The sequence below is a fragment of the Microbacterium sp. Clip185 genome, assembly GCF_028743715.1.
Taxonomy (GTDB): domain Bacteria; phylum Actinomycetota; class Actinomycetes; order Actinomycetales; family Microbacteriaceae; genus Microbacterium.
The window spans coordinates 2,522,083-2,548,651 of sequence record NZ_CP117996.1 but is presented as its reverse complement, the minus strand read 5'-3'; the positions used below and the strand labels follow the sequence as shown (position 1 = coordinate 2,548,651).

General features: G+C 70.0%; 25 protein-coding genes and 1 tRNA gene. 20 read left to right on the top strand and 6 right to left on the bottom strand.

All coding sequences use genetic code 11. The annotated features are described in order from the left end of the window. Window positions 1-33: 33 nt before the first annotated feature. Together PQV94_RS12335 and PQV94_RS12330 are read right to left on the bottom strand one after the other, a co-directional pair. Window positions 34-2,850 (bottom strand): hypothetical protein, encoded by a 2,817-nt coding sequence (locus PQV94_RS12335; RefSeq protein ID WP_274286103.1) that lies wholly within the window; start codon window positions 2,848-2,850, stop codon window positions 34-36. After that, on the bottom strand, window positions 2,847-4,664 hold the full coding sequence (locus PQV94_RS12330; RefSeq protein ID WP_274286102.1) for an HSP90 family protein: 1,818 nt from the start codon (window positions 4,662-4,664) through the stop codon (window positions 2,847-2,849). Before PQV94_RS12330 ends, PQV94_RS12335 begins: the two co-directional genes overlap by 4 nt. 147 nt (window positions 4,665-4,811) lie before the next feature. On the opposite strand from PQV94_RS12330, the gene PQV94_RS12325 reads away from it, so the two are divergent. The 8 genes from PQV94_RS12325 to rplA all read left to right on the top strand — a co-directional run bounded on the left by PQV94_RS12325 (window position 4,812) and on the right by rplA (window position 9,846). After that, the gene (locus PQV94_RS12325; protein ID WP_274286101.1) at window positions 4,812-5,252 is read left to right on the top strand and encodes a pyridoxamine 5'-phosphate oxidase family protein; all 441 of its coding nucleotides are present in this window, start codon (window positions 4,812-4,814) and stop codon (window positions 5,250-5,252) included. Further along, complete coding sequence (locus tag PQV94_RS12320; RefSeq protein ID WP_274286100.1) at window positions 5,249-6,166, top strand: hypothetical protein; 918 nt, start codon at window positions 5,249-5,251, stop codon at window positions 6,164-6,166. The genes PQV94_RS12325 and PQV94_RS12320 overlap by 4 nt, the downstream gene beginning before the upstream one ends. Then, window positions 6,163-6,615: a hypothetical protein gene (locus tag PQV94_RS12315; protein WP_274286099.1), complete on the top strand. Its 453-nt coding sequence runs from the start codon at window positions 6,163-6,165 to the stop codon at window positions 6,613-6,615. Before PQV94_RS12320 ends, PQV94_RS12315 begins: the two co-directional genes overlap by 4 nt. A gap of 144 nt (window positions 6,616-6,759) precedes the next feature. Then, a tRNA-Trp gene (locus tag PQV94_RS12310) sits at window positions 6,760-6,832 on the top strand. 45 nt (window positions 6,833-6,877) lie between these two features. Further along, a complete protein-coding gene (gene secE, locus PQV94_RS12305) occupies window positions 6,878-7,144 on the top strand; it encodes a preprotein translocase subunit SecE (RefSeq protein ID WP_137417831.1) in 267 nt (88 codons plus the stop codon). A 53-nt stretch (window positions 7,145-7,197) separates the two neighbouring features. Next, on the top strand, window positions 7,198-8,286 hold the full coding sequence (gene nusG, locus PQV94_RS12300; protein WP_274286098.1) for a transcription termination/antitermination protein NusG: 1,089 nt from the start codon (window positions 7,198-7,200) through the stop codon (window positions 8,284-8,286). Window positions 8,287-8,707: 421 nt separating this feature from the next. Continuing rightward, window positions 8,708-9,139, top strand: a complete 432-nt coding sequence (gene rplK / locus PQV94_RS12295; RefSeq protein ID WP_137417828.1) for a 50S ribosomal protein L11 — start codon at window positions 8,708-8,710, stop codon at window positions 9,137-9,139. A 14-nt stretch (window positions 9,140-9,153) separates the two neighbouring features. Then, window positions 9,154-9,846 (top strand): 50S ribosomal protein L1, encoded by a 693-nt coding sequence (rplA, locus tag PQV94_RS12290; RefSeq protein ID WP_137417827.1) that lies wholly within the window; start codon window positions 9,154-9,156, stop codon window positions 9,844-9,846. Between the two features lie 52 nt (window positions 9,847-9,898). Here rplA and PQV94_RS12285 read toward each other — a convergent pair whose 3' ends face one another. Together PQV94_RS12285 and PQV94_RS12280 are read right to left on the bottom strand one after the other, a co-directional pair. After that, on the bottom strand, window positions 9,899-10,174 hold the full coding sequence (locus PQV94_RS12285) for an acylphosphatase (protein WP_274286097.1): 276 nt from the start codon (window positions 10,172-10,174) through the stop codon (window positions 9,899-9,901). A gap of 89 nt (window positions 10,175-10,263) precedes the next feature. Beyond that, a complete protein-coding gene (locus PQV94_RS12280) occupies window positions 10,264-10,974 on the bottom strand; it encodes a LysE/ArgO family amino acid transporter (RefSeq protein ID WP_274286096.1) in 711 nt (236 codons plus the stop codon). A gap of 68 nt (window positions 10,975-11,042) precedes the next feature. Here PQV94_RS12280 and PQV94_RS12275 point away from each other — a divergent pair, with 68 nt between their 5' ends. After that, window positions 11,043-11,933 (top strand): LysR family transcriptional regulator ArgP, encoded by an 891-nt coding sequence (locus PQV94_RS12275; protein WP_274286095.1) that lies wholly within the window; start codon window positions 11,043-11,045, stop codon window positions 11,931-11,933. On the opposite strand, the gene PQV94_RS12270 is transcribed toward PQV94_RS12275, so the two are convergent. Both PQV94_RS12270 and PQV94_RS12265 read right to left on the bottom strand, forming a co-directional pair. Then, a complete protein-coding gene (locus tag PQV94_RS12270; protein WP_443192687.1) occupies window positions 11,920-12,948 on the bottom strand; it encodes an NADP-dependent oxidoreductase in 1,029 nt (342 codons plus the stop codon). The two genes, PQV94_RS12275 and PQV94_RS12270, sit on opposite strands and share 14 nt — an antisense overlap. Window positions 12,949-13,058: 110 nt before the next feature. Beyond that, window positions 13,059-13,706, bottom strand: a complete 648-nt coding sequence (locus PQV94_RS12265; protein WP_274286094.1) for a TetR/AcrR family transcriptional regulator — start codon at window positions 13,704-13,706, stop codon at window positions 13,059-13,061. 123 nt (window positions 13,707-13,829) lie between these two features. Between PQV94_RS12265 and PQV94_RS12260 the strand changes: the two genes are divergently transcribed. From PQV94_RS12260 to PQV94_RS12210, 11 genes are all read left to right on the top strand, one after another. Further along, window positions 13,830-14,621 carry a sugar phosphate isomerase/epimerase family protein gene (locus PQV94_RS12260; RefSeq protein ID WP_274286093.1) on the top strand — a complete coding sequence of 264 codons (792 nt, stop codon included), beginning with the start codon at window positions 13,830-13,832 and terminating at the stop codon, window positions 14,619-14,621. Continuing rightward, window positions 14,618-15,736 (top strand): Gfo/Idh/MocA family protein, encoded by a 1,119-nt coding sequence (locus PQV94_RS12255; RefSeq protein WP_274286092.1) that lies wholly within the window; start codon window positions 14,618-14,620, stop codon window positions 15,734-15,736. Before PQV94_RS12260 ends, PQV94_RS12255 begins: the two co-directional genes overlap by 4 nt. After that, window positions 15,733-16,860 (top strand): Gfo/Idh/MocA family protein, encoded by a 1,128-nt coding sequence (locus PQV94_RS12250; protein ID WP_274286091.1) that lies wholly within the window; start codon window positions 15,733-15,735, stop codon window positions 16,858-16,860. Before PQV94_RS12255 ends, PQV94_RS12250 begins: the two co-directional genes overlap by 4 nt. Further along, entirely contained in the window at window positions 16,857-17,867 is a 1,011-nt protein-coding gene (locus tag PQV94_RS12245; protein WP_274286090.1) for a sugar phosphate isomerase/epimerase family protein, read from the top strand. The genes PQV94_RS12250 and PQV94_RS12245 overlap by 4 nt, the downstream gene beginning before the upstream one ends. A 215-nt stretch (window positions 17,868-18,082) precedes the next feature. After that, window positions 18,083-19,729 (top strand): ABC transporter substrate-binding protein, encoded by a 1,647-nt coding sequence (locus tag PQV94_RS12240; protein WP_274286089.1) that lies wholly within the window; start codon window positions 18,083-18,085, stop codon window positions 19,727-19,729. Then, entirely contained in the window at window positions 19,726-20,802 is a 1,077-nt protein-coding gene (locus PQV94_RS12235) for an ABC transporter permease (RefSeq protein ID WP_337994359.1), read from the top strand. The genes PQV94_RS12240 and PQV94_RS12235 overlap by 4 nt, the downstream gene beginning before the upstream one ends. A gap of 1 nt (window position 20,803) precedes the next feature. Further along, a complete protein-coding gene (locus tag PQV94_RS12230; protein WP_274286088.1) occupies window positions 20,804-21,709 on the top strand; it encodes an ABC transporter permease in 906 nt (301 codons plus the stop codon). Between the two features lies 1 nt (window position 21,710). Then, on the top strand, window positions 21,711-22,754 hold the full coding sequence (locus PQV94_RS12225; protein WP_274286087.1) for an ABC transporter ATP-binding protein: 1,044 nt from the start codon (window positions 21,711-21,713) through the stop codon (window positions 22,752-22,754). Next, window positions 22,751-23,812, top strand: coding sequence for an ABC transporter ATP-binding protein (locus PQV94_RS12220; RefSeq protein ID WP_274286086.1), 1,062 nt, complete (start codon window positions 22,751-22,753; stop codon window positions 23,810-23,812). The genes PQV94_RS12225 and PQV94_RS12220 overlap by 4 nt, the downstream gene beginning before the upstream one ends. Further along, window positions 23,809-24,873, top strand: a complete 1,065-nt coding sequence (locus tag PQV94_RS12215; protein ID WP_274286085.1) for a LacI family DNA-binding transcriptional regulator — start codon at window positions 23,809-23,811, stop codon at window positions 24,871-24,873. Before PQV94_RS12220 ends, PQV94_RS12215 begins: the two co-directional genes overlap by 4 nt. Beyond that, window positions 24,870-26,504 carry an FAD-dependent oxidoreductase gene (locus PQV94_RS12210; protein ID WP_274286084.1) on the top strand — a complete coding sequence of 545 codons (1,635 nt, stop codon included), beginning with the start codon at window positions 24,870-24,872 and terminating at the stop codon, window positions 26,502-26,504. Before PQV94_RS12215 ends, PQV94_RS12210 begins: the two co-directional genes overlap by 4 nt. Window positions 26,505-26,569 lie beyond the last annotated feature (65 nt).

Genomic DNA, 26,569 nt, shown 5'->3' with positions numbered 1-26,569 from the left:
AAGGCGGGGGCGAGGATCTCGCCCCCGCCTTCGTCATGCCGGAAGCGTCGCGCGGATCTCCGCCGCCTCGGCGGGCCGGCCGAGACTCTCCAGCACGTCGCCGAGCTCGAGAGCGGCGGTCTGTCGCAGCGCCTCGTCATCGCCGGCGTGCTCGAGCGCTGCGCGGTAGAGCGCGACCGCGTCGGCCGGTCGTTCGGCGCCCACGAGGATGCGTGCGGCGACGAACTCGGACCGGCCGGCGGCTGTCGGATCTCCGGCCTGGACGAAGCCGTCGGCTGCCTGCAGTGCGGTGGACACGGCTTCGTCGGTGCGGTCAGCGGCGGCGAGGGCGCGTGCGCGCGTGTCGAGCACGTCGGCGACGAACCACGCCGCGTCATGGGCGCGGCCGAGCTCGACGGCCTCGTCCAGCAGGGCGAACACCTTCTCGAGGTCGCCGCGCTGCTGGTGCGCCTGCGCGAGGGTGTGGAGGCCGTCGGCGAGCAGACCGACCTGCTCCTCGTCGCCCCGTACGAGCTCCACGGCCTGGGTCAACGAGTCGATCGCGTCGTCGATCTCGCCGAAGCGGCCGAGCAGGCGCCCGTGCTCCTTGAGGGCGTAGGCGCGCGCGGCGGGCTCCTCTGCCTCCTCGTGCAGTTGCGCCGCGAACTCCCATCCCCCCACGGCGTTGCCGAACTGACCGGCCTGCTCGAAGGCGCGCGTGAGCATGCCGACCGTGATCGCGCGGGAGCCGGCAGGCTCTTCGGCCGCCGTCTCCTCCTGGAGCACCTGGTCGAGCACCTCGATGGCCTCCTCCCCGAGGCCCGCTCCCAGCAGTGCGCGGCCGAGTCGGAAGCGCAGATCGGTCGCCGAAGCGCCCGTGGCCTCGCGGCGTTCGGCGGCGACACGGTAGCGCGAGACGGCCTCGCCCATGGCGCCCGCATCCTCGTGCAGGGCTCCGGCCAGGAAGAACGCATTGCTCACGAGCCCGTCATCGGCTCCGGCCAGCAGATGGATGCGGGTGGCCTCGTCGGCGTCGGCGGCACCCAGGGCGTACTCGCCGCGACCGCCACGGGTCCGTGCGCGCAGCAGCAGAGCGCGCGCCCGGCGTGCATCGCTGATGCCGTCCTGCGCGACGAGGGCGTCGAGGAGTTCCGCGGCCGCGTCGAGGTCGCCGGCGGCCGCCGTCATGTCGGCCTGCAGCCAGCGCTGCGAGTAGGCGAATCCGGGCTCGCCGGCCTCGGCGAACAGCGCCGCAGCCTGACCGAACAGCTCGGCGGTGCGTCGGCGCTCGTCCGGTTCGGTTGCCGTCGGGTCTTTCAGCCGAAGGAACGCGAGCGTTGCGATGACGTCGGCACGCAGGCCCGCGGGCGCGTCGTGGAGTTCGTCCAGCGTCCGCTGAAGGGTCTCGACGGCGCCGTCCGCATCGGCCCCGAACAGCAGAAGCCCGAGGCGCTCCTCGAGCTGGGCCTGTGCGGTGCGACCGGTGGCGCGCAGAGCGTCGATGCGTGCGGGCAGCGCGGCCTGCGCCTCGTCGAGGCGATCCAGCGCCACGAGGATTCCGAGCTGTCCGTGCGTGAGAGCCACGCGCTCCTCGGCATCGGCGTCCGCGAGAACCTCCTCGATCGCCTCGAGAGCGGCGATCGAGCCGAGCTGGTCCAGCGCCAGCGCGCGCTCGACCCGCTCGGCCGTGGTGCGCGGGGTGGACGCCGCCGTGCGCGCGGCGAAGTCGTGGGAGCTGATCGGCACGTCGTAGCGCTCGGTGCCGACCGCACGCTGGCCGGCGAGCCACGCGGTCTGGGCATCGGTGCCGTTGCGAGCGTCGAAGGCCTCGGCGATGCTCTGGGCGGCCGCCCACATCCGCGCAGCCAGCTCGGCGGCCGGCCAGACGCCCTCGTGCGCACCGATGAAGGGAACGAGCGCCTCGGCATCGGAGCCGCGCACGGCGGCGTCGGGGTGCCCGGCGGCGGCGACCGCATCCAGCGCGACGGCGAAAGCCGCGAGCGCCTCGAGGTGTGCGCTGGCGTTCAGCCCGTCGTGGGTGAGCCACGGCAGGTGCCGCTCGACGAGCGCGAGCGCGCGTGCCTCGTTGCCGGTGACGGCGCAGAAGACGATGTTCTTCGCGATGATCGAGAGGTTGTCCGCGTTGTCCTTCGCGAGGCGGTAGCTGCGCAGATGCGCGGTGCGCGCCTCGTCCGGGCGCCCTGCGTGCAGGTAGGGCAGGAGGGCGCGTGCGAGGGCGTGCTCGGGCTCCTCGCCGCACGTGAAGCCGCCCTCGACGAGTTCCTCGACGAGACGGATCGCCTCCGCCTCATCACCGGTCTCCGCGAAGAACCCGGCGAACTGGCTGCGCGTGCAGGCGTCGCAGTGGCTGTACTCGTCGCGGGGCGTCGCCTCCAACCGGCGCCGCAGCTCGGCCGCCTCGTCGATGCGTCCCGCCGACCAGGCGTCCTCGAAGCGCGCCATGAGCACGCCGCTCATGCCGTGGCCGGCCCGCTCGTAGTGGGTCTGCATGTCGTCGAGCACAGCCGTGATCTGCTCGGACGAGAACTCGGGCGAGCCCCGGAGGGCGCCCGCCATCCACTTGTAGTGCCACATGAGATCGCCCGCGGGCTCCAGCTCGGCGGGGAAGCGTTCCGGATCGGCGTCGTGGTGACCCAGGCACCACGCGAACGAGGTGAGCATCAGATCCGTGTCGCCGCCCATGTTCGCGCTGGCGGTCTGCCGCATCCGCGCCTCGTACTCGAGGCGCTCGTCGCCGCTGGCCTGCGCCAGCGCCACCGCCTCGGCGACCAATGCCCTCTCGGCCGGCCCCCAGGGCGTGCGGTCGATCTCGTCGAACAGTGATCGGATGCGGGTCGCGTAACCGGTCATGATGCTCCTTCCGGGTCGGGGGTGGCGGCGAGCGCTCGGTCGAGCAGCTCCGCGAGCGAGGTGCTCATCACGGCGCGGTCGCGCGGGCTGAGCGGGTGATGGCCGGCGAGCAGCGACTGCACGTGCAGCAGCCGGATGCCGCTGTCGAAGACCGCCGTGTCGCCCGCCGCCGCGAGGGCGCGGACGGTGGGGTTGCCCCAGTTCAGGCACAGTCTGGCGGCGGGGGCCGCTGCATCCGCGTCGGCTCCGGTGACAGCCTTCTCCGCGCGGTCGAGGACTCCCGACCACAGGGCGCCGGCGGCCCCACGGGCGCGTCCCCGATCGAGCGCTCGGAGCACCTGCGGATCCGCGACGAACAGGCCGGGCAGTTCCCGGCGCTCGAAAGAGCGCACCGAGACGTCGACGTCGCCGAGGGCTGCGCGGGCGCGTCGCTCGAGGTCGAGGGCCGCGTTGCGGTCGTCCAGCGGAGGCAGATCGAGCCGGTCCATTTCGGAGCCGACCTCGACGCGCTCCACACTGACCTCGGGGAAGATCTCGGGAAGAAGACGGACGAGCTCGGCGTCGTAGAGGTAGCCGCCGTCGACCAGGAGCGTGCCCGGCGGCACGATGCTCGCGAGCTGGCGGAACTCGTCGACGGTCTCTGCGTAACGGACCTCGGGGGAGCGGCGCACCAGCTCCTCGATCCGCACGCGCCCCGCGGTCGTCTCCACCGAGAGCCAGCGCACGATGAAGCGGGCCAGCTCGTCGTCGTGGCGCACGAGAGATTTCAGGGCGACCTCGTGCACGGCGACGAACTGCGCGAGCCGCGCCGGCTCCCGAAGCGCCAGCTCCAGGATCCAGCGTCGGATCGCGTCGCCGATCTCGCTGCGGGTCTGCTCGAGTGCGTCGTCGTCCACGAGCGATTCCCGGCTCGCGGTCGGATGCAGCCCACCGGAGTCGATGACCGCGCGCGCGAAGAACGCCCAGTCGGGAAGCAGATCGTCGACGCGCTCGGCCAGCAGCATCCGGCGCAGGTACACCCGCGTGCTCTGGCGCGCCGAGGGCGGCGGCGCGAACGGCAGCACGTAGGCGACGCCGCGGGTCTGGGTGGCGGCGACCGACAGCTCGATCGCGTCCAGCGGCTCGACGCCGATGAGCTCGCGCCCGTACGCCAGTCGCGTCTCGAGGTCGCCGTCGAGGAAGGGAGCGGGCTCGGTCACGGTGGTCTCGCCGCCGCCGGGAAGGTCCACCACGACCGAGACCGGCAGGTAGCGGCCGAACGTCTCGGCGAGCTCCAGCACCGTGGCGCCCGTCAGCAAGGCCGCACTGTCGCCGCGCGGGGTGAGGTGCACGCTCGTGCCGACCGGGATCTCGCCGTCGAAGGGCCGTACGGCGAAGGTGCCGTCCGAGCGTCCCACCCACTCGACTCCAGGACCTCCGGCGGCACTGCGTGAGCGGATCACGATGGTGTCGCACACCATGAAGCACGACAGCATCCCGATGCCGAACTGGCCGAGGAAGTCGCTGCGCGGAAGGTCGAAGATGTCGCGCTTGGAGCTGCGCCCCACGGTGGCCAGCAGATCGGCGACCTCGCTCTCGGTGAGACCGATGCCGTCGTCGCGGATGATGAACTCGGGCGCTTCGACCCCTGCCGGTGTGATGCGGATGCGGCCGCCGCCGCCATCCAGCGCGCGACGTGCGGCGATCGCATCGACGGCGTTCTGCAGGAGCTCGCGGAGGAAGACCCGAGGGCTCGAGTAGATGTGCCGACTGAGAAGATCGATCACCCCTCGAAGATCCACCTGGAACTGCTGGGGGGCCGGCACCTCGTTCACCGTCGCTCCTCGAACCTCGTCGCAGCGCCGCCCATCGGGTGGTGGACGGCGACCGATTCAGCGTACTCCGGGAGCGGGAGCGGACCTGAGCGCCTGGGGAGAGAACGATCCCGTGCGCCCCCGGCCCGGTTGGGCCAGGATGGGGGCATGAGCGACGCGACGCGGACGGACGGGGTGCGGGTGCTGGACGAGGAGTCGATGTGGCGACTGCTCGGCACGCAGGAGGTCGGTCGCCTGGTGACCAGGATCGGAGAGCGGATCGACGTGTTCCCGGTCGGCTACGCGCTCGACGGGCGCAGCATCCTGTTCCGCACCGCTCCGGGAACGAAGCTGCTCGAGCTCACTGCGCACGACGAAGTGCTGTTCGAGGTCGACGACCACAGCGCGCGCGACGCCTGGAGCGTCGTCGTGCGCGGGACGGCGGCGGCCGTCGACCGCTCCGACGAGATCGCCGCTCTCGAAGCCCTCGCCTCGGCGCCATGGGCGCCCACCGTCAAGGACGTCCTCGTGCGCATCACGCCGTCGGTCACGACCGGACGCGCCTTCGAGCGGCGCACCGCGGACCCCGCCGAAGGGGCGATGGCGTGACGTTCGATCCGGCCCCGCCGGCGGCCGGATCGCCGCCCGTCCTGCCGCATCCGGTCCCGCCCGCCGCGTCGAGACGTCGCAGCCGCGGTGCGGGCTGGGTCATCGGGCTCTCGTTGAGCCTCGTGCTGCTCATCCTCCTCGCCGCCGGAGCGGGCGGTGCGTGGCTCATCTGGCAGCAGCGGGAGCGCGTGCTCGCGTCGCGGGTCATGAGCCCCGAGCAGGAGTCGGCGATCGCCGACGCCTTCGCGGCCGCATCCGAGAAGGTGACTGCCACCCAGGGGGCGACGGCCGACTTCGAGAGCGATCATCGGGCCTGGGACGACGAGCATGCGCAGGTCGAGGAGTGGAAGACGGGAGACGACTCACCGCTGCTGGCCGTGCCCAACCCTGGCGGCCCAGCGATGCCGGGAGCGGATCCGGACGGGCGTGCGTTCCTCGCCTCCATCGGCGCCGACCGGGTCCAGGTCGCCTTCGACGCCGGGGACGAGAACTGCGGCTACCACCTCTCCGAGCGCACGGGCTACGAGATCGTCGTCGGCGGCTGCTACTCCACCCGGTATCCGAACTGGCTCTTCCTCGCGTGGGATCCGGGCATGGAGTCCTCCGTGTGGGCCGTGTTCGTGCACGAGGCCATGCACTGGTACCAGTACCAGAACTACTACCCGGCCTTCCTCGCGGCCGATCGGGCAGGCGTCACCGACGACCAGTACGGCCCGGAGCTCGAGGCCGACGCGAGCTGTCGTGCCGTGTACGTCTACGGCATCCCCGCATCCGACTACGTCGACACCTCCTCACCGTGCGACGTCGACGGCTGGTACGACGGCTGGCTGCTGGATCATCTCGCATCGCTCGGCGTCCAGGTCACGGAACCCATGGCCGCGGACTACGAGGTGCTCGAGGCGGTGCGGCCGTGAGGGCGCGCGCCGGCCTGGGCGCTGCCTCGTTGCTCGCCGTGCTCGCGCTGGCCGCATGCTCGCCGGTGGATGCGGACGCGGCGGATCGCCGGATGCGCGACGTGTTCGACGACCTCGTCGCTCAGGCGTCGGGGGTGGATCCGAACGTGCTGCGCACGCTCGAGACCGCCGAGCCGCGCACCCAGGCGTGCTCACGGCCCGCCGACACCGAGCAGATCGTGCTGACGGCGACCGGTGTGCTCGCGGTCGCCGCCGACGCCTCGGCGGCGGACGGAGTGCGCGACGACCTCGGCGAGAGCCTCGATCCCGCGGTGTGGCGACCTCTCGCCGATGCCGATCCGGCCGCGGAAAGACAGGGGTGGATCTCCGAGGACGGCGTCACCGTGACCCTCGCCGCCGAGGGCCCGGCGTTGGTGATCGCTGTCTTCTCGCCGTGCCTTCCGGGCTGAGCGCGTTCGCGCCCTCGTGTGCCATGCCGTACACTTGAGCGTGCAGTTGAAGTCTGCATTCTTTCGCCGTGCCCGTCATCGGGACGACACATCCCTTCGGATCAGGTCACGGCAGGAGTGCGGGCGCGAGACCTCCGGGTCTCTAGGGCGGTAGCTCAATTGGCAGAGCAGCGGTCTCCAAAACCGCAGGTTGCAGGTTCGATTCCTGTCCGCCCTGCGCGCCAGCGCATGCTGGCACGACGTAAGCGATTCAGGTGGGTGCATGGTCCAGGACGAGCCGAAGGGCGAGGTCGTCGCCGCTGGCGGTGCCGTGCGCGAGAAGAAGCCCAACTTCTTCCTGCGCATCGTCATCTTCATCCGCCAGGTCTTCGCCGAGCTTCGCAAGGTCGTCACCCCGACGCGCAAGGAGCTGGTGAAGTTCACCGGCGTCGTCCTGGGCTTCGTCATCGTGATGATGGCGGTCGTCTACGGACTCGATGTCGTGTTCGTCTGGCTGACGACCGTCGTCTTCGGAGTTCCCGGAGCCTGACATCGCGAGGCGCGGGTGTCGCCACCCGCAGACCAGAACGAGAGAGTACGTAAGTGTCTGAGAAATACACCGACGACGCCGATTGGGCGACCGCCGCCGAGCAGTCCAGCGAGGACGACGAGGCGCAGGAGGGCAACACCCTCGCCGCCGAGGAGCGCTCCGTCGAGGCCGCCGAGCACGTCGCGCTGCACATCGAGGGCGACGACGAGGACGAAGACTCCGACACCGGCTACGACGCGGATGCCGACGTCGAAGACCCCGAGGCCGACGCGATCGTCAACGACGCTCTCGAGATCGACGAGGCTGCAGAGGCCGAAGCGGCCGCCGAGGTGCTGACCGAGTCGCTCGCCGAAGAAGAAGCAGAGCGCGCAGCCGAGGAGGCCGACGAAGTGACGCCCTACGACGGACCCGACATCAACGGTGAGCCGGACGCTCCCGTGCTCGACCCTGAGTTCGTGGACGAGATCGACGACGCCGCCGCTGCGGTGGACGAGATCGAAGAAGAGGTCGACGCGGACGCCGATCCCTACGAGGCGTTCCGCCAGGAGCTGCGCTCGCTCGAGGGCAAGTGGTACGTCATCCACTCCTACGCCGGTTTCGAGCGCAAGGTGAAGGCCAACATCGAGCAGCGTAAGTCGACGCTCGAGGTCGAGGACGACATCTACCAGGTCGAGGTCCCGATGGAGGACGTCGTCGAGATCAAGAACGGCCAGCGCAAGATGGTCACCCGCGTGCGCATCCCGGGCTACGTGCTCGTGCGCATGGAGCTCAACGAGGACACCTGGTCGGTCGTTCGTCACACGCCCGGTGTCACGGGCTTCGTGGGCAACGCCCACAACCCGACGCCGCTGCGCTTCGAAGAGGCGTTCAACATGCTCAAGAGCCTCGTCGAGATCAAGGATGTCGCCCCGGCCAAGTCCGGCGGCGGATCCGCAGCCCCCGCGGCGGCTCGCGTCATCGCGGCCGAGGTCGACTACGAGATCGGCGAGACGATCACCATCAAGGAGGGCTCGTTCGCGGGTCTTCCCGGATCGATCAGCGAGATCAAGCCCGAGAGCGGCAAGCTCACGGTCCTCGTCTCGCTGTTCGAGCGCGAGACCCCGGTCGAGCTGTCGTTCGACCAGGTCTCGAAGATGATCTGACACACGGATTCGCTCGAACGCCCCGCCGCACGATCGGCGGGGCGTTCGTCGTTCCGGCGTCCCGCCCGCATCCTCGTTCGGTGTCTCACTTGTGCACGTCTGGCACGCGTTTCGGGTGAACAAGTGAGACACGGAGGCCTGTCAGGGCGAGGTGCGTGTCTCGGTGTCTCATTTGTGCAGGTTTGCGGGGCGTTTCGGGTGAACAAGTGAGACACGGAGGTGTGTCGGGGCGGGGTGCACGCGGGAGGCGCCGGATGCGGCGCCTCCCCGCACAGGGCCTCGGGGATGCCGCGACACGCCCGGTGATGCGGTAGAGTGTTGTGGTTTGCGTGCCGCTCCGGCGCGCTGCGACAACCGCTTCCCTCGATGGGATGCGGGAGAGCCGATGCATCCGGCATCCGCTCGATGAAAGGAAAGAAGAATGGCACCGAAGAAGAAGGTGACCGGCCTGATCAAGCTTCAGATCAACGCCGGTGCAGCCAACCCGGCGCCGCCGATCGGCCCCGCGCTCGGTCAGCATGGCGTCAACATCATGGAGTTCTGCAAGGCGTACAACGCGGCGACCGAGTCGCAGCGCGGCAACGTCATCCCCGTCGAGATCACCGTCTACGAGGACCGCAGCTTCACGTTCATCCTGAAGACCCCGCCCGCCGCGGAGCTCATCAAGAAGGCCGCCGGCGTCGCCAAGGGTTCGAAGACCCCCCACACCGTCAAGGTCGCGAAGCTCACCAAGGACCAGGTGCGCCAGATCGCCGAGACGAAGATGCCCGACCTGAACGCGAACGACATCGAGGCTGCCTCGCTGATCATCGCCGGCACCGCCCGTTCCATGGGCATCACGGTCGAGGACTGAGGGAGATAACGAACATGGCTACCAAGTCCAAGGCATTCCGCGCGGCCGCCGAGAAGATCGAGGCCGACAAGTTCTACACCCCGACCGAGGCTGTGACCCTCGCGAAGGAGACCGGGTCGAAGAAGTTCGACTCCACCGTCGAGGTCGCCCTCAAGCTGTCGGTCGACCCCCGCAAGGCGGACCAGATGGTGCGCGGCACCGTCATCCTCCCGCACGGCACGGGTAAGACCGCCCGCGTCATCGTGTTCGCGACGGGCCCGGCCGCCGAGGCCGCTCTCGCTGCGGGCGCCGACGAGGTCGGCGGCGCCGAGCTGATCGAGAAGGTCGCGGGCGGCTACACGTCGTTCGACGCCGCCGTCTCGACCCCCGAGCTCATGGGTCAGGTCGGTCGCCTCGGTAAGGTGCTGGGTCCCCGCGGCCTCATGCCGAACCCGAAGACCGGTACGGTCACCCCGAACCCGGCCAAGGCCGTCGAGGAGATCAAGGGCGGCAAGATCGAGTTCCGCGTCGACAAGCATGCCAACGTGCACTTCGTCGTCGGCAAGGCTTCGTTCTCGGCCGACCAGCTCGACGAGAACCTGAAGGCCGCTCTCGAGGAGATCGTCCGCCTGAAGCCGTCCAGCTCCAAGGGTCGCTACATCCAGAAGGGCGCGGTGTCGACGACGTTCGGCCCCGGCATCCCGCTGGATGTCAACGCACTGGTCTGAGACACGTCTCACAGGAAGGGCCCCGTCTTCGGACGGGGCCCTTCCTGCATGCTCAGGCGTCTTCTCGGATGTCGAAACTCAGCGGGCCCGTCGGGGTGGCCTCCGACACCTCCACACGCTCGACGTGCGCCGACGGCGGTCCCTTGCGAAGCCAGTCGATCATGCGGTCCACGCGTCCTTGTTCACCGTGGAGCTCTGCTTCGACCGTGCCGTCGTAGCGGTTTCTGATCCATCCGGCGACGCCGAGGCGGGCGGCCGCATCGTGGGCGGAATAGCGGAAACCGACGCCCTGCACGGCACCGCTGACGATCACTCGGACATGACGCATGCGCACATTGTGCCGCGCATGCGCGGCAGCCGCTGCGGGCTGTCGCCAGCGACGCGCAGGTGGCAGGATGCCTCGGTCGTGCGTCCGGATCATCCGCCGAGGATGAGGCTGACCGCGATCAGCGCCATGACGACGGCGATGATGCCGTCGAGGACGCGCCATGCGGTGGGTGACGCGAACATCCGGCCGAGGAGCCTGGCGCCGTAGGCGAGCGAGAAGAACCACGCGAGGCTCGCCGTCATCGCCCCGGCCGCGAACCACCACCGGGTCTGGCCATGCGTGCTCGCCACGGATCCGAGCAGAAACACCGTGTCGAGGTAGACGTGCGGATTCAGCCAGGTCAGCGCCAGGCACGTGAGCAGAGCCGCGGTGCGCGAGGTGCGGGCCGGGATGGATGCGGTCGAGGCGGCGCTCGACGTCTGCACGGTGGCCCCGCCTGCCCTCGCCTCATCCACCCCATCCGGCACCACGGTCACCACCTCTCGTGCAGACGTCGCGCAGACGGCGGGCGGATCCGTCGGGCGCCACACGCGCCGCGCCGCGAGCAGGGCATACGCGAGGAGGAACGCTGCCCCCGCCCAACGCGCCACCTGTACCGCCCACGGGGCGGCCTCGAGCACGAGCCCCAACCCCGACACTCCGACGGCGATGAGGACCGCGTCCGAGACGGCGCAGACGAGTGCGACGGTGAGGACATGCTCCCGTCGGATGCCCTGACGCAGCACGAAGAGGTTCTGCGCGCCGATGGCGACGATGAGCGAGAAGCCGAGACCGAGGCCCGCGACGAGGGAAGAGAGCACGCCTCGACGCTAGGGCCCTTGTTGCATGAGCTCCAGTTCCGATTCCTTCATCGCCATAAGCTGCCTTCATGATCGATCTGCCCGCCGAACTCGCCGCCACGCTCGCGGCCGTCGTCGACACCGGAACGATGGATGCGGCGGCTCGTCGACTGCACATCACCCCCTCGGCGGTCAGTCAACGCATCCGTGTGCTCGAAGAGCGGCTGGGTCGGGTGCTGTTGGTGCGCTCCAAGCCCGCGCGGGCGACCGACGACGGTGAACGCGTCGTGCGTCTCGCCCGCCAGTACGCGCTCCTCTCGCAGGACGTGCTGCGAGAGCTGGGCGAGACGGGCGAGGGGGAGGGCGCGACGGTGAGCCTGCCGCTCGCCGTCAATGCCGACTCGTTGTCGACCTGGTTCGTCGCGGCACTGTCACGCGTCGCCGCGGTGCACGACGTGGTGTTCGACCTCCACCGCGACGATCAGGACTTCACCGCGGAGCTGCTCGCGTCGGGGCGTGTCGTCGCCGCGGTCACCTCGCGCGCCGCGCCCGTGGCCGGATGCCGGGTGAGTCCGTTGGGCGCGATGCGATACCGCGCCGTGGCGACGCCGACACTCGCGCGGGATCTGGAAAGCCGGGGAGCGGAGCGTGCCCGGGTCGTCGACTACGACCGCCGAGACGAGCTGCAGACCAGGTGGTTGCGCGAGCGGGGCGTCGATCCCGCGTCGCCGCCCCGCAGCTTCGTTCCCGGCTCGCATGCCTTCGCGGATGCGGTGCGCGGCGGTCTCGGATGGGGGATGCTGCCCGATCTCCAGACCCAGGCGGATCTGGCCGATGGCTCGCTCGTGCTGCTGCCCGGGTCGCCGATCGACATCCCCCTGTACTGGCAGCAGTGGAACCTCACCTCCGCCCTGCTGGATGAGGTCGCGGATGCGGTGGCCGATGCCGCGCGCGGGGCGCTGCGGATCACGCCTCGCTGATGCGCAGCACTGACTTGCCCCGCGTGCGGCCGCGCTCCAGCGCGCGGTGCGCTTCGGCCGCATCCGCGAGCTCGTACACGGTGTCGATGTAGACCTGGATCGATCCCGTGTCGAGCAGGCGCGCGAGGGTGGCGAGGACATCGCCGTCGGGGATGACCTTGTAGCCGGTGGCGCGTACCCCCGCCTCCGACGCCGCCTCGGCGAAGCCGGGCCAGCCGCCGCTGGGCACCATGACGTACAGGCCGCCGGGGCGGATGACGCCGAGCGAGCGCGTGCCGATCTCGTCCTCCGTGTTGGCGACGAGATCGATGACGACGTCCATGTCGGCCACGACATCCTCGAACCGCGTCGTGGCGTAGTCGATGACCACCGACGCGCCGAGCTCGCGCAGCCACGCGGCGTTGCGAGCGGAGGAGGTGACGGTGACGTGGGCGCCGAAGTACGCGGCGAGCTGCACCGCGAAGTGGCCCACGCCGCCGCTCCCGGCGTGGATCAGCACACGCTGGCCCTCGTGGGCGTGCGCCGTCTCGACCACGACGCCCCAGGCGGTGAGGGCGGCGAGGGGGATGCCGGCCGCCTCGACGTGCGAGAGCGATGCGGGCTTCCGAGCGAGCGACTGCGATGGCACGACGACGTACTCGGCGTACGTTCCGCCGGTGCGCGGGAAAGGCACCATCCCGAAGACCTCGGTGCCGGCAGGGAACGGGTGCGCCTCGAACGGGGAGGCGACCACCACGCCGCTGAAGTCGAAGCCCAGCGCGGCGGGGTAGGCCGAGATGGCGCCGCTCACGCCTCGTCCCGCGCGCGTCTTCGCGTCGATGGGATTCACTCCGGCGGCGACCACGCGTACGAGCAGCTCGCCGAGCACGGGCTGCGGAACCGGCAGGCGGGTTTCGTGGAGCAGCTCCGGCGCTCCGGTGGAGTCGATGACGGCGGCGCGCATCTGCGTCGGGACGTCCTCGGCCCGCATCGGTGCGGGGGCGGAGACGTCGTGTCTGGGCGGTCGGGGGATCATCGGCCGCTCCTTTCGCTGCGAAGGCATCGGCCATGCGATGCGGTGACTGTCCTCAGTCAATCGCGGCTTTGTCTCGCGGGCGTTACCCCGGTGTCACCGTGCGGAGAACCTCAGGACTGCGTTGTGGATGCGGATGACATGTCCGGCAGCTCCACGCGGACGATCTCTGTCAGGCGCGCGCGCAGACGGCCCGCCATGTCGACGGTGCGGGGGGAGAAGAGCCACTGGATCTGCAGACCGTCCATGAGGGCGATGATCTCCTCCGCCAGCCGGGTGCTGTCGACGGCGGGCTCGCGGAGCAGGTCCCGGGCGCGCAGGTCGTCGACCGCGAGGGCGAGGTGTCGCCTCGAGTTCTCGTATCGGCGCGTGAAGTAGGTGTGCGCCGGGTGTGCGGGGTCGGTCGCCTCGGCCGAGAGCGCGGCGTACAGGCCCACGATTCCCGGTGTTGTCGCGTTAGCCCTGGTGAGCGCGACCAGTCGGGCGAAGTGATCGAGCCCGTCGCGGCCGGGGCCCGGTGCGCCCTCGAAGAAGCGCAGCGCGTGGCGCCGATCCCGTTCGTCGAGCACAGCTTCGAGGAGCGACTCCTTGGTGGGGAAGTGGTGGGAGAGGCCCGCGCGCGAGACGCCGCAGTCCGCCGCGATCTGGCTCATGCTCGTCTGTCGGTACCCCACGGTTCCGAACGCCGCGAAGGCCGCGGCTACGACCTGATCGCGGCGTCGTCGGCCGCTGGCGTAGCCGCGCGGCGAGGTGTCGGACATGGGGATGACCCTAGCGGGGGTGGACGAATCTGAAAACCGGCACTACTGTCGGTTTTCGTCAACTCCATCGCGCGGCATCGTCGCCCGCCGGGCGCGCCGTCGCGTCAGAGAATCGAGGACCGCATGACCGAAGCCGCACTGTCCGTCCAGCTGTACACCCTGCGCGACGCCCTCGCCGCCGACCGGGAGGAGACGTTCGCCCGCCTCGCCCGCCTCGGCGTGCGTCGCGTCGAGGCCTACGACATCGTCGCCGGGGGAGCGCCTCTGGCCGAGTCCCTCGCGCGCCACGGCCTCAGCAGCCCGAGCGTTCACGCCCCTCTCGTGGCGGCCGGAGAGAATGACACCGCGACCCTGGACGAGGTGTTCGACGCGGCACAGCGTCTCGGAGCCCACACGGTCTTCGAGCCCATGGTGTGGGCCGAGCACTGGCGCGACGAGGATGCGGTGCGCCGCACGGCCGAACGGCTGAACCACGCCGCTGCACTCGCCGCATTCCGTGGTCTGCGCGTGGGGTACCACAACCACTCGCAGGAGTTCCATCACTCGATCGACGGTCGGAGCGCCTACGAGTTCTTCGTCTCGCTGCTGCGAGAGGACGTCGTGCTCGAGCTCGATGCCTACTGGGCCGCCGTCGGGCGGCAGGACGTGCCCGCGTTGGTCACGCGCCTGGGCCGGCGGCTGCGTGCTCTGCACGTGAAGGACGGCAGCACGGGGTTCGATCCCTTCCTCCCGGACTCGCCGCAGGGTCAGCTCCATCAAGTCCCGGCCGGAGAAGGGGAGGTGCCGCTGGGCGCCGCACTCGCGGCGGCGAGCTCGCTCGAACTCGCCGTGCTCGAGTTCGATGAGTACGACGGCGATCTCTTCGACGCTCTCGCGGCGGGCATCGCCTTCCTGGCAGAGGCGGGCATCCGATGACCGGCACAGGGCCCGTCGGCGTCGGCGTCATCGGCGCGGGCATGATCAGCGACACCTATCTCGAGAACCTCGGCTCGTTCCCGGACATTCGCGTCATAGCGATCGGCGACCTCGACACGGCTCGCGCGGCGGCGCAGGCGACTCGCCACGGGGTGCCGCACGCCGGTGCGCCCGAGGATGTGCTCGCCCACCCCGAGGTCGAGATCGTCGTCAACCTCACGATCCCGGCCGCGCACGCCGCGGTCAGCGCGGCGGCCATCGCCGCAGGCAAGCACGTCTGGTCGGAGAAGCCCATCGGCATCGATCGGGAGAGTGCGCGCGCCCTTCTCGCCGCCGCGGATGCCGCGGGCCTGCGCGTCGGCGTCGCCCCCGACACCATCCTCGGTCCGGGCCTGCAGACCGCGCGGCGCGCGGTGCTGCGCGGCGACATCGGCGTCCCGCTGTCCGCGCACACGACCATGCAGTACATCGGTCCCGACATCTTCCATCCCAATCCGGAGTTCCTCTTCGCGCGCGGCGCCGGACCCCTGTTCGACATGGGGCCGTACTACGTCTCGGCGCTCGTGAGCATCTTCGGCCCGGTCGATCGGGTGATGGCGCTGGGCTCGCAGTCGCGCGCCAGCCGCGAGATCCGGGTCGGCGAGCGTGCCGGCACCGCCTTCCCCGTCGAGGTGCCGACGCATGTGCAGGCGTTGACCCGTTTCGAGGGCGGAGCCGCTGCCGACAGCGTCTTCAGCTTCGACGCGGTCCTCGCCCGCAGCGGAGTGATCGAGATCAACGGAACGGAGGGCGCGCTCATCGTGCCCGATCCCAACACGTTCGGCGGCGAGGTGCGCGTAGGGCGTTCCGTCGGCGGTGGCGCCGAGCCGAGCTGGGAGACGGTCGCGCCCGTCGGCGTCGAGGCCGGCCGAGGGCTCGGTGTGCTGGATATGGCGCGGGCGATCCGTTCCGGCGGTGCGCATATCGCCACGGGCCGCCTGGGCTATCACGTGCTCGACACCCTGGTGGCGATCGACGAATCCGTGCAGACCGGGGCGGCTGTGGCCGTTGCGAGCACGGTCGACGCTCTGCCCCTGGTGCCCGAGGATCGTGACCCGCGGCAGGCGACGCTGTGAGCGGGTTCGCTCCGGTGCGCGCCGGATTCCTCGGCGGCGGTTTCATGGCGGCCGTGCACTCCCGCGCCGCGCGCGCCGCAGGCGCCCGGCTGGTCGCCCTCGCCAGCTCGTCGCCCGAGCGCGCAGCCCAGGCCGCCGATCGCCTGGGAATCGGACGTCCGGCCAAGGACGCGGCAGAGCTCATCGCTGCGCACGACATCGATGTGGTGCATGTGTGCACCCCTAACCGCGACCACGCGGAGCAGACCCTGGCCGCGCTCGCCGCGGACAAGCATGTGATCTGCGAGAAGCCTCTCGCCACCTCGGTGGACGACGCGCGCGCGGTCGTCGTCGCCGCCGAGAATGCGGGCGTCGCGGGGGCTGTGCCGTTCGTGTACCGGTACCACCCCGTGGTGCGCCAGGCGCGTGAGCTCGTCGCCACGGGGGCTGTCGGGCGCATCCTCACGATCGACGGAGCGTATCTGCAGGACTGGCTGCTGGATGCGGGCGACACCGATTGGCGGGCGGATGCGGCTGCCGGTGGGGCGTCCCGTGCGTTCGCCGACATCGGCTCCCACCTCTGCGATCTGCTCGAGTTCGTCACCGGCCGACGGATCGTCGCTCTCTCGGCGCGCACCTCGACGGTGTTCGACACGCGCGCGGGCGCGCCGGTCGCGAACGAGGACATCGCCGCCGTGGTGGTCGAACTCGAGGGCGGGGCGCTGGGGACGTTGCTGGTCAGCCAGCTCGCCCCCGGTCGCAAGAATGGGCTCGTTCTCGAGCTGCACGGCTCGTCGCGCAGCCTCCGCTTCGCCCAGGAGCGGTCGGAGGAGCTGTGGATCGGCTCCCGAGAGGGGTCGCAGCTCGTGCTGCGCGATCCGGATGCACCGGGCGACCGCGGGCTCTCGCTCGTGCCGGCGGGCCACCCGATGGGCTACCAGGATGCCTTCAACGCCTTCGTCGCCGATGCGTACGCGGTGCTCGAGGGTGCGAGCCCGGACGGCCTGCCCACCTTCGCCGACGGGCTGCGGGCCGCCGAGATCACCGACGCCGTGCTCACGTCCGCCCGCGAGCGTCGCTGGGTCGACATCGCCGCCGTCCCCGTATCGACCGACATGCCCCTCCCATCGAAGGAGTCCCTATGACCAGCACGCATCCCGTCACCCTCTTCACCGGGCAGTGGGCGGACCTCCCCTTCGAGGAGGTGGCGAGACTCGCCGCATCCTGGGGCTACGACGGATTGGAGATCGCCGCATCGGGCGATCACCTCGATCTGCGCCGGGCCGACGAGGACGAAGCCTACGTCGCCTCGCGCCGGGAGATCCTCGATCGGCACGGACTGCAGGTCTTCGCGATCTCGAACCACCTGGCGGGTCAGGCGGTGTGCGATGCGCCCATCGACTTCCGCCACCAGGCGATCCTGCGCGAGTACGTGTGGGGCGACGGTGATGCGGAGGGCGTGCGCCGACGCGCGGCGGAGGACATGAAGCGGGCGGCGCGGGTCGCGCGCAAGCTCGGCGTCGACACCGTCGTCGGCTTCACCGGCTCCGCCATCTGGCCGTACGTGGCGATGTTCCCACCGGTTCCCGCCCCCGTCATCGAGGGCGGGTTCGAGGACTTCGCGGCCAGGTGGAATCCCATCCTCGACGTGTTCGACGGTGAGGGGGTGCGCTTCGCGCACGAGGTGCATCCGGGGGAGATCGCCTACGACTACTGGAGCTCGGTGCGCGCGCTCGAGGCGATCGATCACCGTGCCGCGTTCGGGTTCAACTGGGACCCCTCGCACATGATGTGGCAGAACATCGATCCGGTCGGGTTCATCTGGGACTTCCAGGACCGGATCTACCACGTGGACTGCAAGGACACCAGGATGCGGCCGCGTAACGGGCGTGCGGGGGTGCTGGGCTCGCATCTGCCGTGGGGGGATCCTCGCCGCGGGTGGGACTTCGTCTCCACCGGTCACGGGGATGTGCCCTGGGAGGACTCCTTCCGTGCCCTCGACGCCATCGGTTACACCGGGCCGATCTCCATCGAATGGGAAGACGCCGGCATGGACCGCCTCCACGGCGCCGCCCAGGCCGTCGAGTTCGTGCGCAGCCTGCTCTGGCCTGCGCCCACCGCATCCTTCGACGACGCCTTCCGCAACCAGTAGTCCGAAGAAGCCCGGCTGGGGTCTTGACTTCGGCCGGGCTTCTTCATAGCCTCGTGCTCATACGTAGAAGCATCCATTCCTGACAGCTGGATCGGTTGCTCATACGAATGAACACCCGGTGGCCTCCGGAGCACAACAGCGTGCTTCCCGCATCAGAGCACCGCGGCTCGCCGCCACGGTGACACCCCGAGAACATCCAGTCGAAGGAGACAGGAATGCGCACCACCCGACGAGTCCTCGCCGCCGTCCTCGCGGCATCCGCCCTCGTCGCCGTCGCCGGCTGCACGGCCGGCACGACGTCCGCCGGCGGAACCAGAGCCGACACGATCATCTTCGGCAAGTCCGACGGCGGCACCACCTACGTCCGCAACTACAACGTTCTCGGGCCCGCGACCGAGAAGGCTCCGAACGCCGAGCTCATCTACGAACCGCTCGCCCGCATCGACTATGCCAACGGCGCCGTCGTCGAACCGTGGCTTGCCGAGTCGCTCGATTTCGACGAGTCCGGCACGCAGCTCACGATCGACATCCGCGACGACGTGACCTTCTCCGACGGCGAGGCGCTGACGGCCGATGACGTGGCCTACTCGCTCTCGCTTCCGCTCGAGCGTCCGGAACTCAACCTCGCCGGCGTCACGTACGCCGGTGTCGAGAAGGTCGACGACGACACCGTGCAGGTCTCCTTCGACGAACCGTCGTTCGCCGCTCTGAACCAGTTCGCATCCAGCTCGCTGCCGATGGTGCCCGAGCACATCTGGAAGGACCAGGATCTGACCACCTGGACCAACCCCGACCCGGTGGGCACGGGGCCCTTCACCCTCGACGCCTTTGCCGCGCAGCAGGTCACCCTCAAGGCGCGCGATGACTACTGGGGCGGGAAGCTCCCCATGGCGTACATGAAGATCCTCGCGACCAGCGGCGAGACGGTGAAGGCGCAGCTCCTGCGCGGCGACGTCGACTGGGCCCCCGTAGGCTGGCCCAACGCGGAGCAGGAGTTCGTCGCTCAGAACCCCGAGACGAACCTCTACCAGCTCTACGCCACCGGCGGTGCGTACTCGATGATGTACAACACCGCGCAGGCGCCGTTCGACGATGTCAACGTGCGGCGCGCGTTCGCGATGTCGATCCCCCGGTCGGACATCACCGCCACCCTCAACCGCCCAGGTACCGAGGCCGGTCCCACGGGCCTCGTCGACCAGATCTACTCGGACTGGATCGCTCCGGAGTACCAGGGGATGGTGCAGGAGGTCGACGCCGATGCGGCGGTCGCCGCCCTCGCGGCGAGCGGCTACGAGGTGGTCGACGGGGCGCTGGTCAAGGACGGCAAGAGCTTCACGCCGCGACTCTCGTTCAACCAGGACTTCGGCTGGAACGCGTACGCCGACATCATGATCAACAGCTGGAAGAAGGTTCTGGGTGTCACCGTCGCCCCCGCGGGCGCACCCGGCGCGACCCTGTACGACCAGCAGAAGACCGGCGACTTCGATCTGACCATCGCGACGACCGGTGGGGCGGGCGTGTACGGCGTGTACAGCTTCCTCGACAGCCGTTATGTCGAGCCGCTCGGTACGGCCGCGGCCACCAACATCGGCCGCTGGAACGACTCCGAGACCGATGAGGTGCTCGCCCAGATGACGCGGGCCGCCGACGAGGCGACCATGAAGGACCTCGGGATGCAGATGCAGCGCATCGTGGTCGACGAGGTGCCCTTCTCGCCGCTGTACAACTCGTACTGGTTCGTCGACGTGAACGCCTCGCACTGGAAGGGCTGGCCCACCCCCGACGACTTCGACGCCGTCCCCTTCCCGAGCCTCGGGCCCGACACCATCCGCACCCTGCTCTCCCTCACACCGGCATCATGAGCCTGGCACCCGGTGCCGTCACCTCCGCCACGGTCAGCGTGGCGCAGGTGACGGCCAAGAAGAGGCCCAGACGGGGTCGGAGCATGTTCCTGCTGCGCAGGCTCGGCTTCTATCTGGCCGCGGCGTGGGCGGCGATCACGCTCAACTTCGTGATCCCGCGCCTGATGCCCGGCGACCCCTCGGCGGCCATCATCGATCAGCTCGAGCGGGTGAGCGGGCAGGCACTGCCTCCGGCGACGCTGCAATCCATCCAGGGCCTGTTCGGCAACCCGCAGGAGAACCTCTTCGAACAGTACGGCGCGTACCTCGTGCAGCTGTCGCGGTTCGACCTCGGCGTCTCCATCGTGAACTTCCCCGTGCCGGTCGCGGATCTCGTGGCCACCGGCCTGCCGTGGACCCTGCTGCTGGTGGGCACGACGACGATCGCCGCCTTCCTGTTGGGCACAGCCCTCGGGGTGGCCGCCGGGTGGCGGGCGGGATCGCGGTTCGACTCGATCGTCACCCCGCTCACCACCTTCCTGTCCTCGGTGCCCTACTTCTGGATCGCGCTGCTCGCTGTCTGGTACTTCGGGTTCATCCTCGGGTGGTTCCCGCTCGCCGGCGGGTACGACCCCAACCTGCCGGTGGGCTTCAACCTGCCCTTCATCCTGAGTGCGCTCCAGTACGGGGCGCTGCCCGCGGCGACGATCGTGTTCTCCGCCTTCGGAGGCTGGATGCTCGGCATGCGCAACATGACGGTGACCACCGTCGGCGAGGACTACGTGCTTCTGGCCCAGGCGAAGGGACTGTCGTCGTCGCGCGTGCGCTGGCGGTACGCCGCCCGCAACGCCATGCTGCCCCAGTTCACCGGCTTCGCGATGGCACTCGGCGGAGTCGTCGGCGGTGCGCTGCTGACGGAGATCGTCTTCAGCTACCCCGGCATCGGCTACCTGCTCTTCTCTGCGCTCCAGAAACGCGACTACCCCGTCATGCAGGGCGTCTTCCTGCTCGTGACGCTCACCGTGCTGTTGGCGAACCTCATCGCGGACTCCGTCTATGCGTGGCTCGACCCGCGCGTGCGAGAGGAGAAGTGACATGAAGTATCGCCTCTTCGCCAACGGCAAGGTGACCTTCGGTGTCGTCGTGCTGGCCTTCTTCGTCCTGCTGGCGCTGTTCGGACAGCTGCTGCTGGACATCTTCGGACTGGATGCGCGCGCCAACGACATCTCCGCGATCTCGCAGCCGCCGAGCCCGCAGCACCTTCTGGGCACGACGCAGTTCGGCCAGGACGTGCTCGCCCAGGTGGTGGAGGGCGCTCGCGGTTCGATGTTCGTGGGCTTCCTGTCGGCGGCGATCGGCACCCTGCTCGCCATCCTCGTGGGCGTGCCCTCCGGCTATTTCCGCGGCGTCACCGGTCAGGCGCTCAACTTCGTGACCAATCTCTTCCTCGTGATGCCCGTCCTGCCGCTGATCTTCGTGGTCGCGGGCTACCTGCAGGGCACCGGCCTCGTCATGATCGCCGTCATCATCGGCGTCTTCGGGTGGGCCGGCGGTGCGAGGACCCTCCGCGCGCAGGCGATGAGCGTGAGCAGCCGCGACTTCGTCCAGGCGATGCGGATGATGGGCGAGTCTCACACGCGCCTGATCTTCACCGAGGTGCTCCCGCACCTGTACGGATGGATCGCCTCGATGTTCCTCGGCGGTCTGATCGGCGGCGTGATGGCCGAGGCGGGCCTTGCCTTCCTCGGTGTCTCGGACTCCTCCGCCGTGAGCTGGGGGACGATGATTCAAGCCGCACAGCAGCAGAGCGCCGTGCTGCGAGGACTCTGGTGGTGGCTCGTGCCTCCGGGACTGTGCATCGCGCTGGTCGGCACGGCCGCCGCCCTCATCAACTTCGGCGTGGACGAGCTCGCCAACCCCAAGCTGCGTTCGGCGTCGCGCCTCGTCGCCAAGCGCACCGCGCGCGTGCGCCGCGCCGCGGTCGCCGTGGAAGGAGCCTGAGATGACCATCGCCGCCGAGAGCCGTGCGGAGGCCGCATCCGTGTCCGAACGCGACGACGACGTCCTGCTGGAGGTCGAGCAGCTCAGCGTGGAGTACGCCTCGCTCGGCGCCCCCACCCGCGCCTGCGCCGACGTGACGTTCTCACTTCGACGCGGCGAGATCCTCGGTGTCGTGGGGGAGTCGGGGTCGGGCAAGTCCACGCTCATCACGGCGCTCACGCGCCTCCAGCGCCCGCCGGCCGTGACGACCGCCGGACGCATCATGTACCACCCGCGTGAGGGCGGCGAGGCCATCGACCTCGTGACCCTCACGCCCAAGAGACTGCGGGAGCTGCGCTGGACGCGCCTGTCGATCGTGCTGCAGAGCGCGATGGATGCGTTGAATCCCGTCATGAGGCTGGGTGCGCAGTTCGTGGATGTGCTGCGCACCCACGACCGTTCCCTCTCGAAGGCGGCGGCCTGGGATCAGGCGCGCCACCTGCTGTCGCTGGTCGGAATCTCCGCCGACCGCGTGCGCAGCTATCCGCACGAGCTCTCCGGCGGGATGCGCCAGCGCGCCACCATCGCCCTGGCACTCGCGTGCCGACCCGAGCTCATCGTCATGGACGAACCGACGACGGCGGTGGATGTCGTGATGCAGCGGCAGATCCTGGCGCAGGTGCTGCGGCTGCGTCGGGAGTTCGGCTTCGCCGTCGTGTTCGTCACGCACGACCTGTCACTGCTGCTCGAGCTCGCCGATCGCATCGCTGTGATGTACGCGGGCCGCGTCGTGGAGCTGGCCGCCGCATCCGAGATCTACCGTTCACCGTTGCATCCCTACACGAAGGGGCTGCGCGACTCGTTCCCGCCGTTGCACGCGACGGCCACGAAGCTCGAGGGCATCCCCGGCACGCCGCCGGATCTGCGAGCGCTGCCCGTCGGGTGCTCCTTCGCCCCGCGGTGTCCGCACGCCTTCGAGAAGTGCGTGCGCGACCTGCCGCTGCCGCGCACCCGTGGTGACCGCGAGGTCGCGTGTCACCTGCATGATGAGGAGGTCCCCGTATGAGCGATGCGGTTCTGGAGGCGATCGATGTCTCCAAGCACTTCACGGTGACCGGCGCCGTGGGTCGCTCCGCGACCGTGCGCGCCGTCGAGGGGGCGAGTATCCGCCTCGTCCCGGGGCGCGTCACCGCGGTGGTGGGGGAGAGCGGCAGCGGCAAGACCACGCTCGCTCGGATGCTGGCCCGCTTCTACGAGCCGACCTCGGGCGAGATCCTGCTCGACGGGCGGCCTGTAGCGACCGGGCGAAGCGTGGACAAGGCGTACCGCAAGGCCGTGCAGCTGATCTTCCAGGACCCGTTCGGCTCGCTCAACCCGCTCCACCGCGTGCGGCACAACCTGGATCGGGCGCTCCGGCTGCACCAGGGGGCGAGCACGCGGGCCGAGCGCGAGCAGCAGATGATCGCCCTCCTCGAAAGGGTGAGCCTCAGCCCCGCCCGTGACTTCCTGGACAAGTTCCCGCACGAGCTCTCCGGCGGCCAGCGCCAGCGCGTGGTGATCGCGCGGGCCCTGGCTGTGAAACCGCGCGTGCTGCTGGGTGACGAACCGATCTCGATGCTCGATGTGTCGATCCGGCTCGAGATGCTCAACCTGCTCAACCGCCTGTGCCGCGAGGACGGCCTCGCGATGCTCTACATCACGCACGACATCGCGAGTGCCCGCTACCTGTGCGACGACATCGTCGTCATGTACGCGGGGCAGATGGTCGAGGCGGGTCCCAAAGACGAGGTGATCTCCCGCCCGCAGCATCCGTACACGAAACTGCTCGTCGAGTCCTCTCCCGATCCGCACCGCGCCACGACCCTCGACCGCGACGAACTGTTCGGCACCGCCGACGATCTTGGCGAGCCGCCCAGCCTGATCGAGCCGCCCGAGGGGTGCCGGTTCCATCCGCGGTGCCCGTTCGCGATGGAGCGCTGCCGTACCGAGGCGCCCCCGCGGACGGTGCAGCCCGACGGCCACTGGGCCGACTGTTGGCTGCACCAGGTCGGCCGCGGCGACCTCATCAACGACACCTCGATGACCGCCCCCACCCCCGAGACGCCGACGGAGGCACCCGCATGACCGATCAGTCCTCGCTTCCCCCTCGCGGGCGCGTCGCACGTCAGGCCGATGTCGCACGCCTCGCGGGCGTCTCGCAGTCGGCGGTCTCCCGGGTCATCAGTGGCGACGCATCCTCGTCCCGCATCCCCGAGGAGACGCGCCGCCGGGTGCAGGAGGCGATCGCGCAGCTCGGCTACGTGCCGAACCCCGTCGCACGCAACCTCCGCGGCAAGCGCACCCAGCTGCTCGGCGTGCACACTTTCGAGCCGCTGTTCCCGCACGCCCGAGAGTCCTTCTACTTCGAGTTCCTCCTCGGAATCGAAGAGCGAGCGGAGGAGAGCGGACACGACCTCGTGCTGTTCAGCTCCACGGGCGACGGCTCAGGAACCCGGCGCATCTACCGCGCGGAGACCAATCGCCTCACCATCGCCGACGGCAGCATCCTGCTCGGCATGAGTCCCGACCGCGCCGAGCTCGCCAGGCTCTGGCAGGACGGGTACCCGTTCGTCCACATCGGACGCCGCGATGTTCCGGGCGCTCCGTTCCCCTGCATCGTGCCGGACTACTGGAGCGCAGCCGCAGAGATCGTCGAGCGGCTGCACGCCCTCGGTCATCGCAGCATCGCCTATGTGCGCGACTCCATCGGCGGCGAGCCCTACGACGACCGCCGCGCCGGCTACCGGGAAGCCGTGGAGCAGCTGAAGCTGCGCGACGACTCGCCGGGCTACGTCGACGAGGTCGCGGGGCTCCCCGATGCCGTCGTCGACGCACTCGCGACCGGCCGCGCGACAGCCGTGGTCGTGGAGTCGGAGCGGATCGCCGACACGCTGCGTGCCCGGCTCGCCGAGCGCGGGGTCTCCATCCCCGGCGATGTGTCGGTCGCCGTCCTGGAGGACACAGCGGCGACAGGGGCGGGATGGAGCGATCTGCGCATCCCGCGTAAGGAGATCGGCCGCATCGCCGTCGACAGGCTCATCGCCATGGTCGAGGATCCCGCGGCACCCCGAGAGAGCGTGCTCGTACGCTGTGAGCTCGTCGCGGGGACCACTGTCGCCGAGGCGCGGACGGAGCGTGGCGCATGAGCGGCGCGGACGCGGATCTGCTCGTCGTCGGGGGCGGATGCGGCGGCGTCGCCGCGGCGCTGACGGCGCTGCGGTTGGGTCTGCGGGTGCTGCTCACCGAGGAGACGGACTGGCTCGGCGGTCAGCTCACCGCGCAGGCCGTGCCGCCGGACGAGAACGCGTGGATCGAAGGGCCGCACGCCTCGCCCGGGTATACCGACTTCCGCCAGCGCGTGCGTGCGTACTACCGCCGTAACTACCCGCTGACGCCGAAGGCCGCGGCCGATCCGCTGCTGGATCCGGGGCTCGGCATCGTCAGCCGCCTCTGCCACGAGCCCCGCGTGGCCGCGGCGGTCATCGAGGAGATGATCGCGCCGTGGTTGGCTTCGGGCCGGCTGCGGGTGCTGCGCGAGCATCGGCCCGTCGCCGTCGAGACGGCGGCCGACCGCATCCGTTCGGTGACGGTGCGCGCGGCCGACGGCTCGGAGAAGGAGCTGAGGGCGCCGATCGTCGTCGACGCCACGGAGCTGGGCGACCTGCTGGAGCTCGGCGGTGTAGAGCACGTCATCGGAGCCGAGGGGCGCGATGACACGGGCGAGCTGCATGCGCCCGAGACCGCCGACCCGATGGACCAGCAGGCCATCTCGTGGTGCTTCGCGCTCGAGCATCGACCGGGAGAGGATCACACGGGCGACAAGCCCGCGCGGTACGACCACTGGCTGACGCACGTGGATCCGTTCTGGCCGGGACCGCAGTTGTCCTGGGTCGACGTCGAGCCCATCGGCCTCCGCGTCCGCACCCGACCGATCTTCCAGCTGCGGCCGACGCGCGATGTGCCGTTCGATCTCTGGCGCTTTCGTCGGGTGGTGGCGGCGGAGAACTTCCGCGACGGCACCATCGACTCCGACGTCTCGCTCGTGAACTGGCCCCAGATCGACTACTGGGAGGCGCCGCTGCTGGGCGTCGGCGAGCAGCAGCGCGAGCGTGCGCTCGCCGCCAGTCGGGAGCTCTCCGCCTCGTTCCTGTACTGGATGCAGACTGAGGCGCCCCGTGAGGACGGGGGGCACGGGTATCCGGGACTGCGCCTTCGCGGTGACGTGACGGGCACCTCCGACGGTTACGCGAAGGCGCCGTACATCCGCGAAGCGCGTCGAGCGCTCACCGAGTTCCGCGTGCTGGAGCAGCATGTGGGCGTCGAGGCGCGCGGGGCGGGCGTGGGCAGCGAGATCTTCGCCGACAGCGTCGGCCTGGGGCACTACCGGATCGACCTGCATCCCAGCACCGCTGGGCGCACCTACGTGGACATCGAGTCGTATCCGTTCCAGATCCCGCTGGGCGCCCTCCTGCCGGTGCGGGTCGACAATCTGCTGCCGGCGGGCAAGAACATCGGCACCACCCACATCACGAACGGCTGCTACCGACTCCACCCGGTCGAGTGGGCGATCGGCGAGGCTGTGGGGGCGCTCGCGGCGTTCAGTCTGCAACGGGCCAGACCGCCGCGCGCCGTGCGCGCCGAGCCGCGGCTGCTCGAGGAGTACCAGAGTCTTCTCACCCGCACGCTCGGGATCAGCCTGCGCTGGCCCGAAGACGTGCGCACGCATCACTGGAAGCCGGAGTCGGCTTCTCGGGATGCGGCGGTGCCCACCGGGTGAGCGTCTTCCCGGCTCCGGCCGGAAGCGTCGTGGGCAACGAGGCCCGCGACGAACAGGAAAGGGAA

What these genes read in the sequence shown, in the direction of transcription:
- PQV94_RS12240 (WP_274286089.1), top strand. Translation starts at nt 18,083, where the DNA reads ATGCGCACCACCCGACGAGTCCTCGCCGCCGTCCTCGCGGCATCCGCC.
- PQV94_RS12220 (WP_274286086.1), top strand. Translation starts at nt 22,751, where the DNA reads ATGAGCGATGCGGTTCTGGAGGCGATCGATGTCTCCAAGCACTTCACG.
- rplA (WP_137417827.1), top strand. Translation starts at nt 9,154, where the DNA reads ATGGCTACCAAGTCCAAGGCATTCCGCGCGGCCGCCGAGAAGATCGAG.
- PQV94_RS12265 (WP_274286094.1), bottom strand. Translation starts at nt 13,706, where the DNA reads ATGTCCGACACCTCGCCGCGCGGCTACGCCAGCGGCCGACGACGCCGC.
- PQV94_RS12260 (WP_274286093.1), top strand. Translation starts at nt 13,830, where the DNA reads ATGACCGAAGCCGCACTGTCCGTCCAGCTGTACACCCTGCGCGACGCC.
- PQV94_RS12210 (WP_274286084.1), top strand. Translation starts at nt 24,870, where the DNA reads ATGAGCGGCGCGGACGCGGATCTGCTCGTCGTCGGGGGCGGATGCGGC.
- PQV94_RS12255 (WP_274286092.1), top strand. Translation starts at nt 14,618, where the DNA reads ATGACCGGCACAGGGCCCGTCGGCGTCGGCGTCATCGGCGCGGGCATG.
- PQV94_RS12325 (WP_274286101.1), top strand. Translation starts at nt 4,812, where the DNA reads ATGAGCGACGCGACGCGGACGGACGGGGTGCGGGTGCTGGACGAGGAG.
- PQV94_RS12335 (WP_274286103.1), bottom strand. Translation starts at nt 2,850, where the DNA reads ATGACCGGTTACGCGACCCGCATCCGATCACTGTTCGACGAGATCGAC.
- PQV94_RS12215 (WP_274286085.1), top strand. Translation starts at nt 23,809, where the DNA reads ATGACCGATCAGTCCTCGCTTCCCCCTCGCGGGCGCGTCGCACGTCAG.
- PQV94_RS12245 (WP_274286090.1), top strand. Translation starts at nt 16,857, where the DNA reads ATGACCAGCACGCATCCCGTCACCCTCTTCACCGGGCAGTGGGCGGAC.
- secE (WP_137417831.1), top strand. Translation starts at nt 6,878, where the DNA reads ATGGTCCAGGACGAGCCGAAGGGCGAGGTCGTCGCCGCTGGCGGTGCC.
- rplK (WP_137417828.1), top strand. Translation starts at nt 8,708, where the DNA reads ATGGCACCGAAGAAGAAGGTGACCGGCCTGATCAAGCTTCAGATCAAC.
- PQV94_RS12230 (WP_274286088.1), top strand. Translation starts at nt 20,804, where the DNA reads ATGAAGTATCGCCTCTTCGCCAACGGCAAGGTGACCTTCGGTGTCGTC.
- PQV94_RS12235 (WP_337994359.1), top strand. Translation starts at nt 19,726, where the DNA reads ATGAGCCTGGCACCCGGTGCCGTCACCTCCGCCACGGTCAGCGTGGCG.
- PQV94_RS12285 (WP_274286097.1), bottom strand. Translation starts at nt 10,174, where the DNA reads ATGCGTCATGTCCGAGTGATCGTCAGCGGTGCCGTGCAGGGCGTCGGT.
- PQV94_RS12270 (WP_443192687.1), bottom strand. Translation starts at nt 12,948, where the DNA reads ATGATCCCCCGACCGCCCAGACACGACGTCTCCGCCCCCGCACCGATG.
- PQV94_RS12225 (WP_274286087.1), top strand. Translation starts at nt 21,711, where the DNA reads ATGACCATCGCCGCCGAGAGCCGTGCGGAGGCCGCATCCGTGTCCGAA.
- PQV94_RS12275 (WP_274286095.1), top strand. Translation starts at nt 11,043, where the DNA reads ATGATCGATCTGCCCGCCGAACTCGCCGCCACGCTCGCGGCCGTCGTC.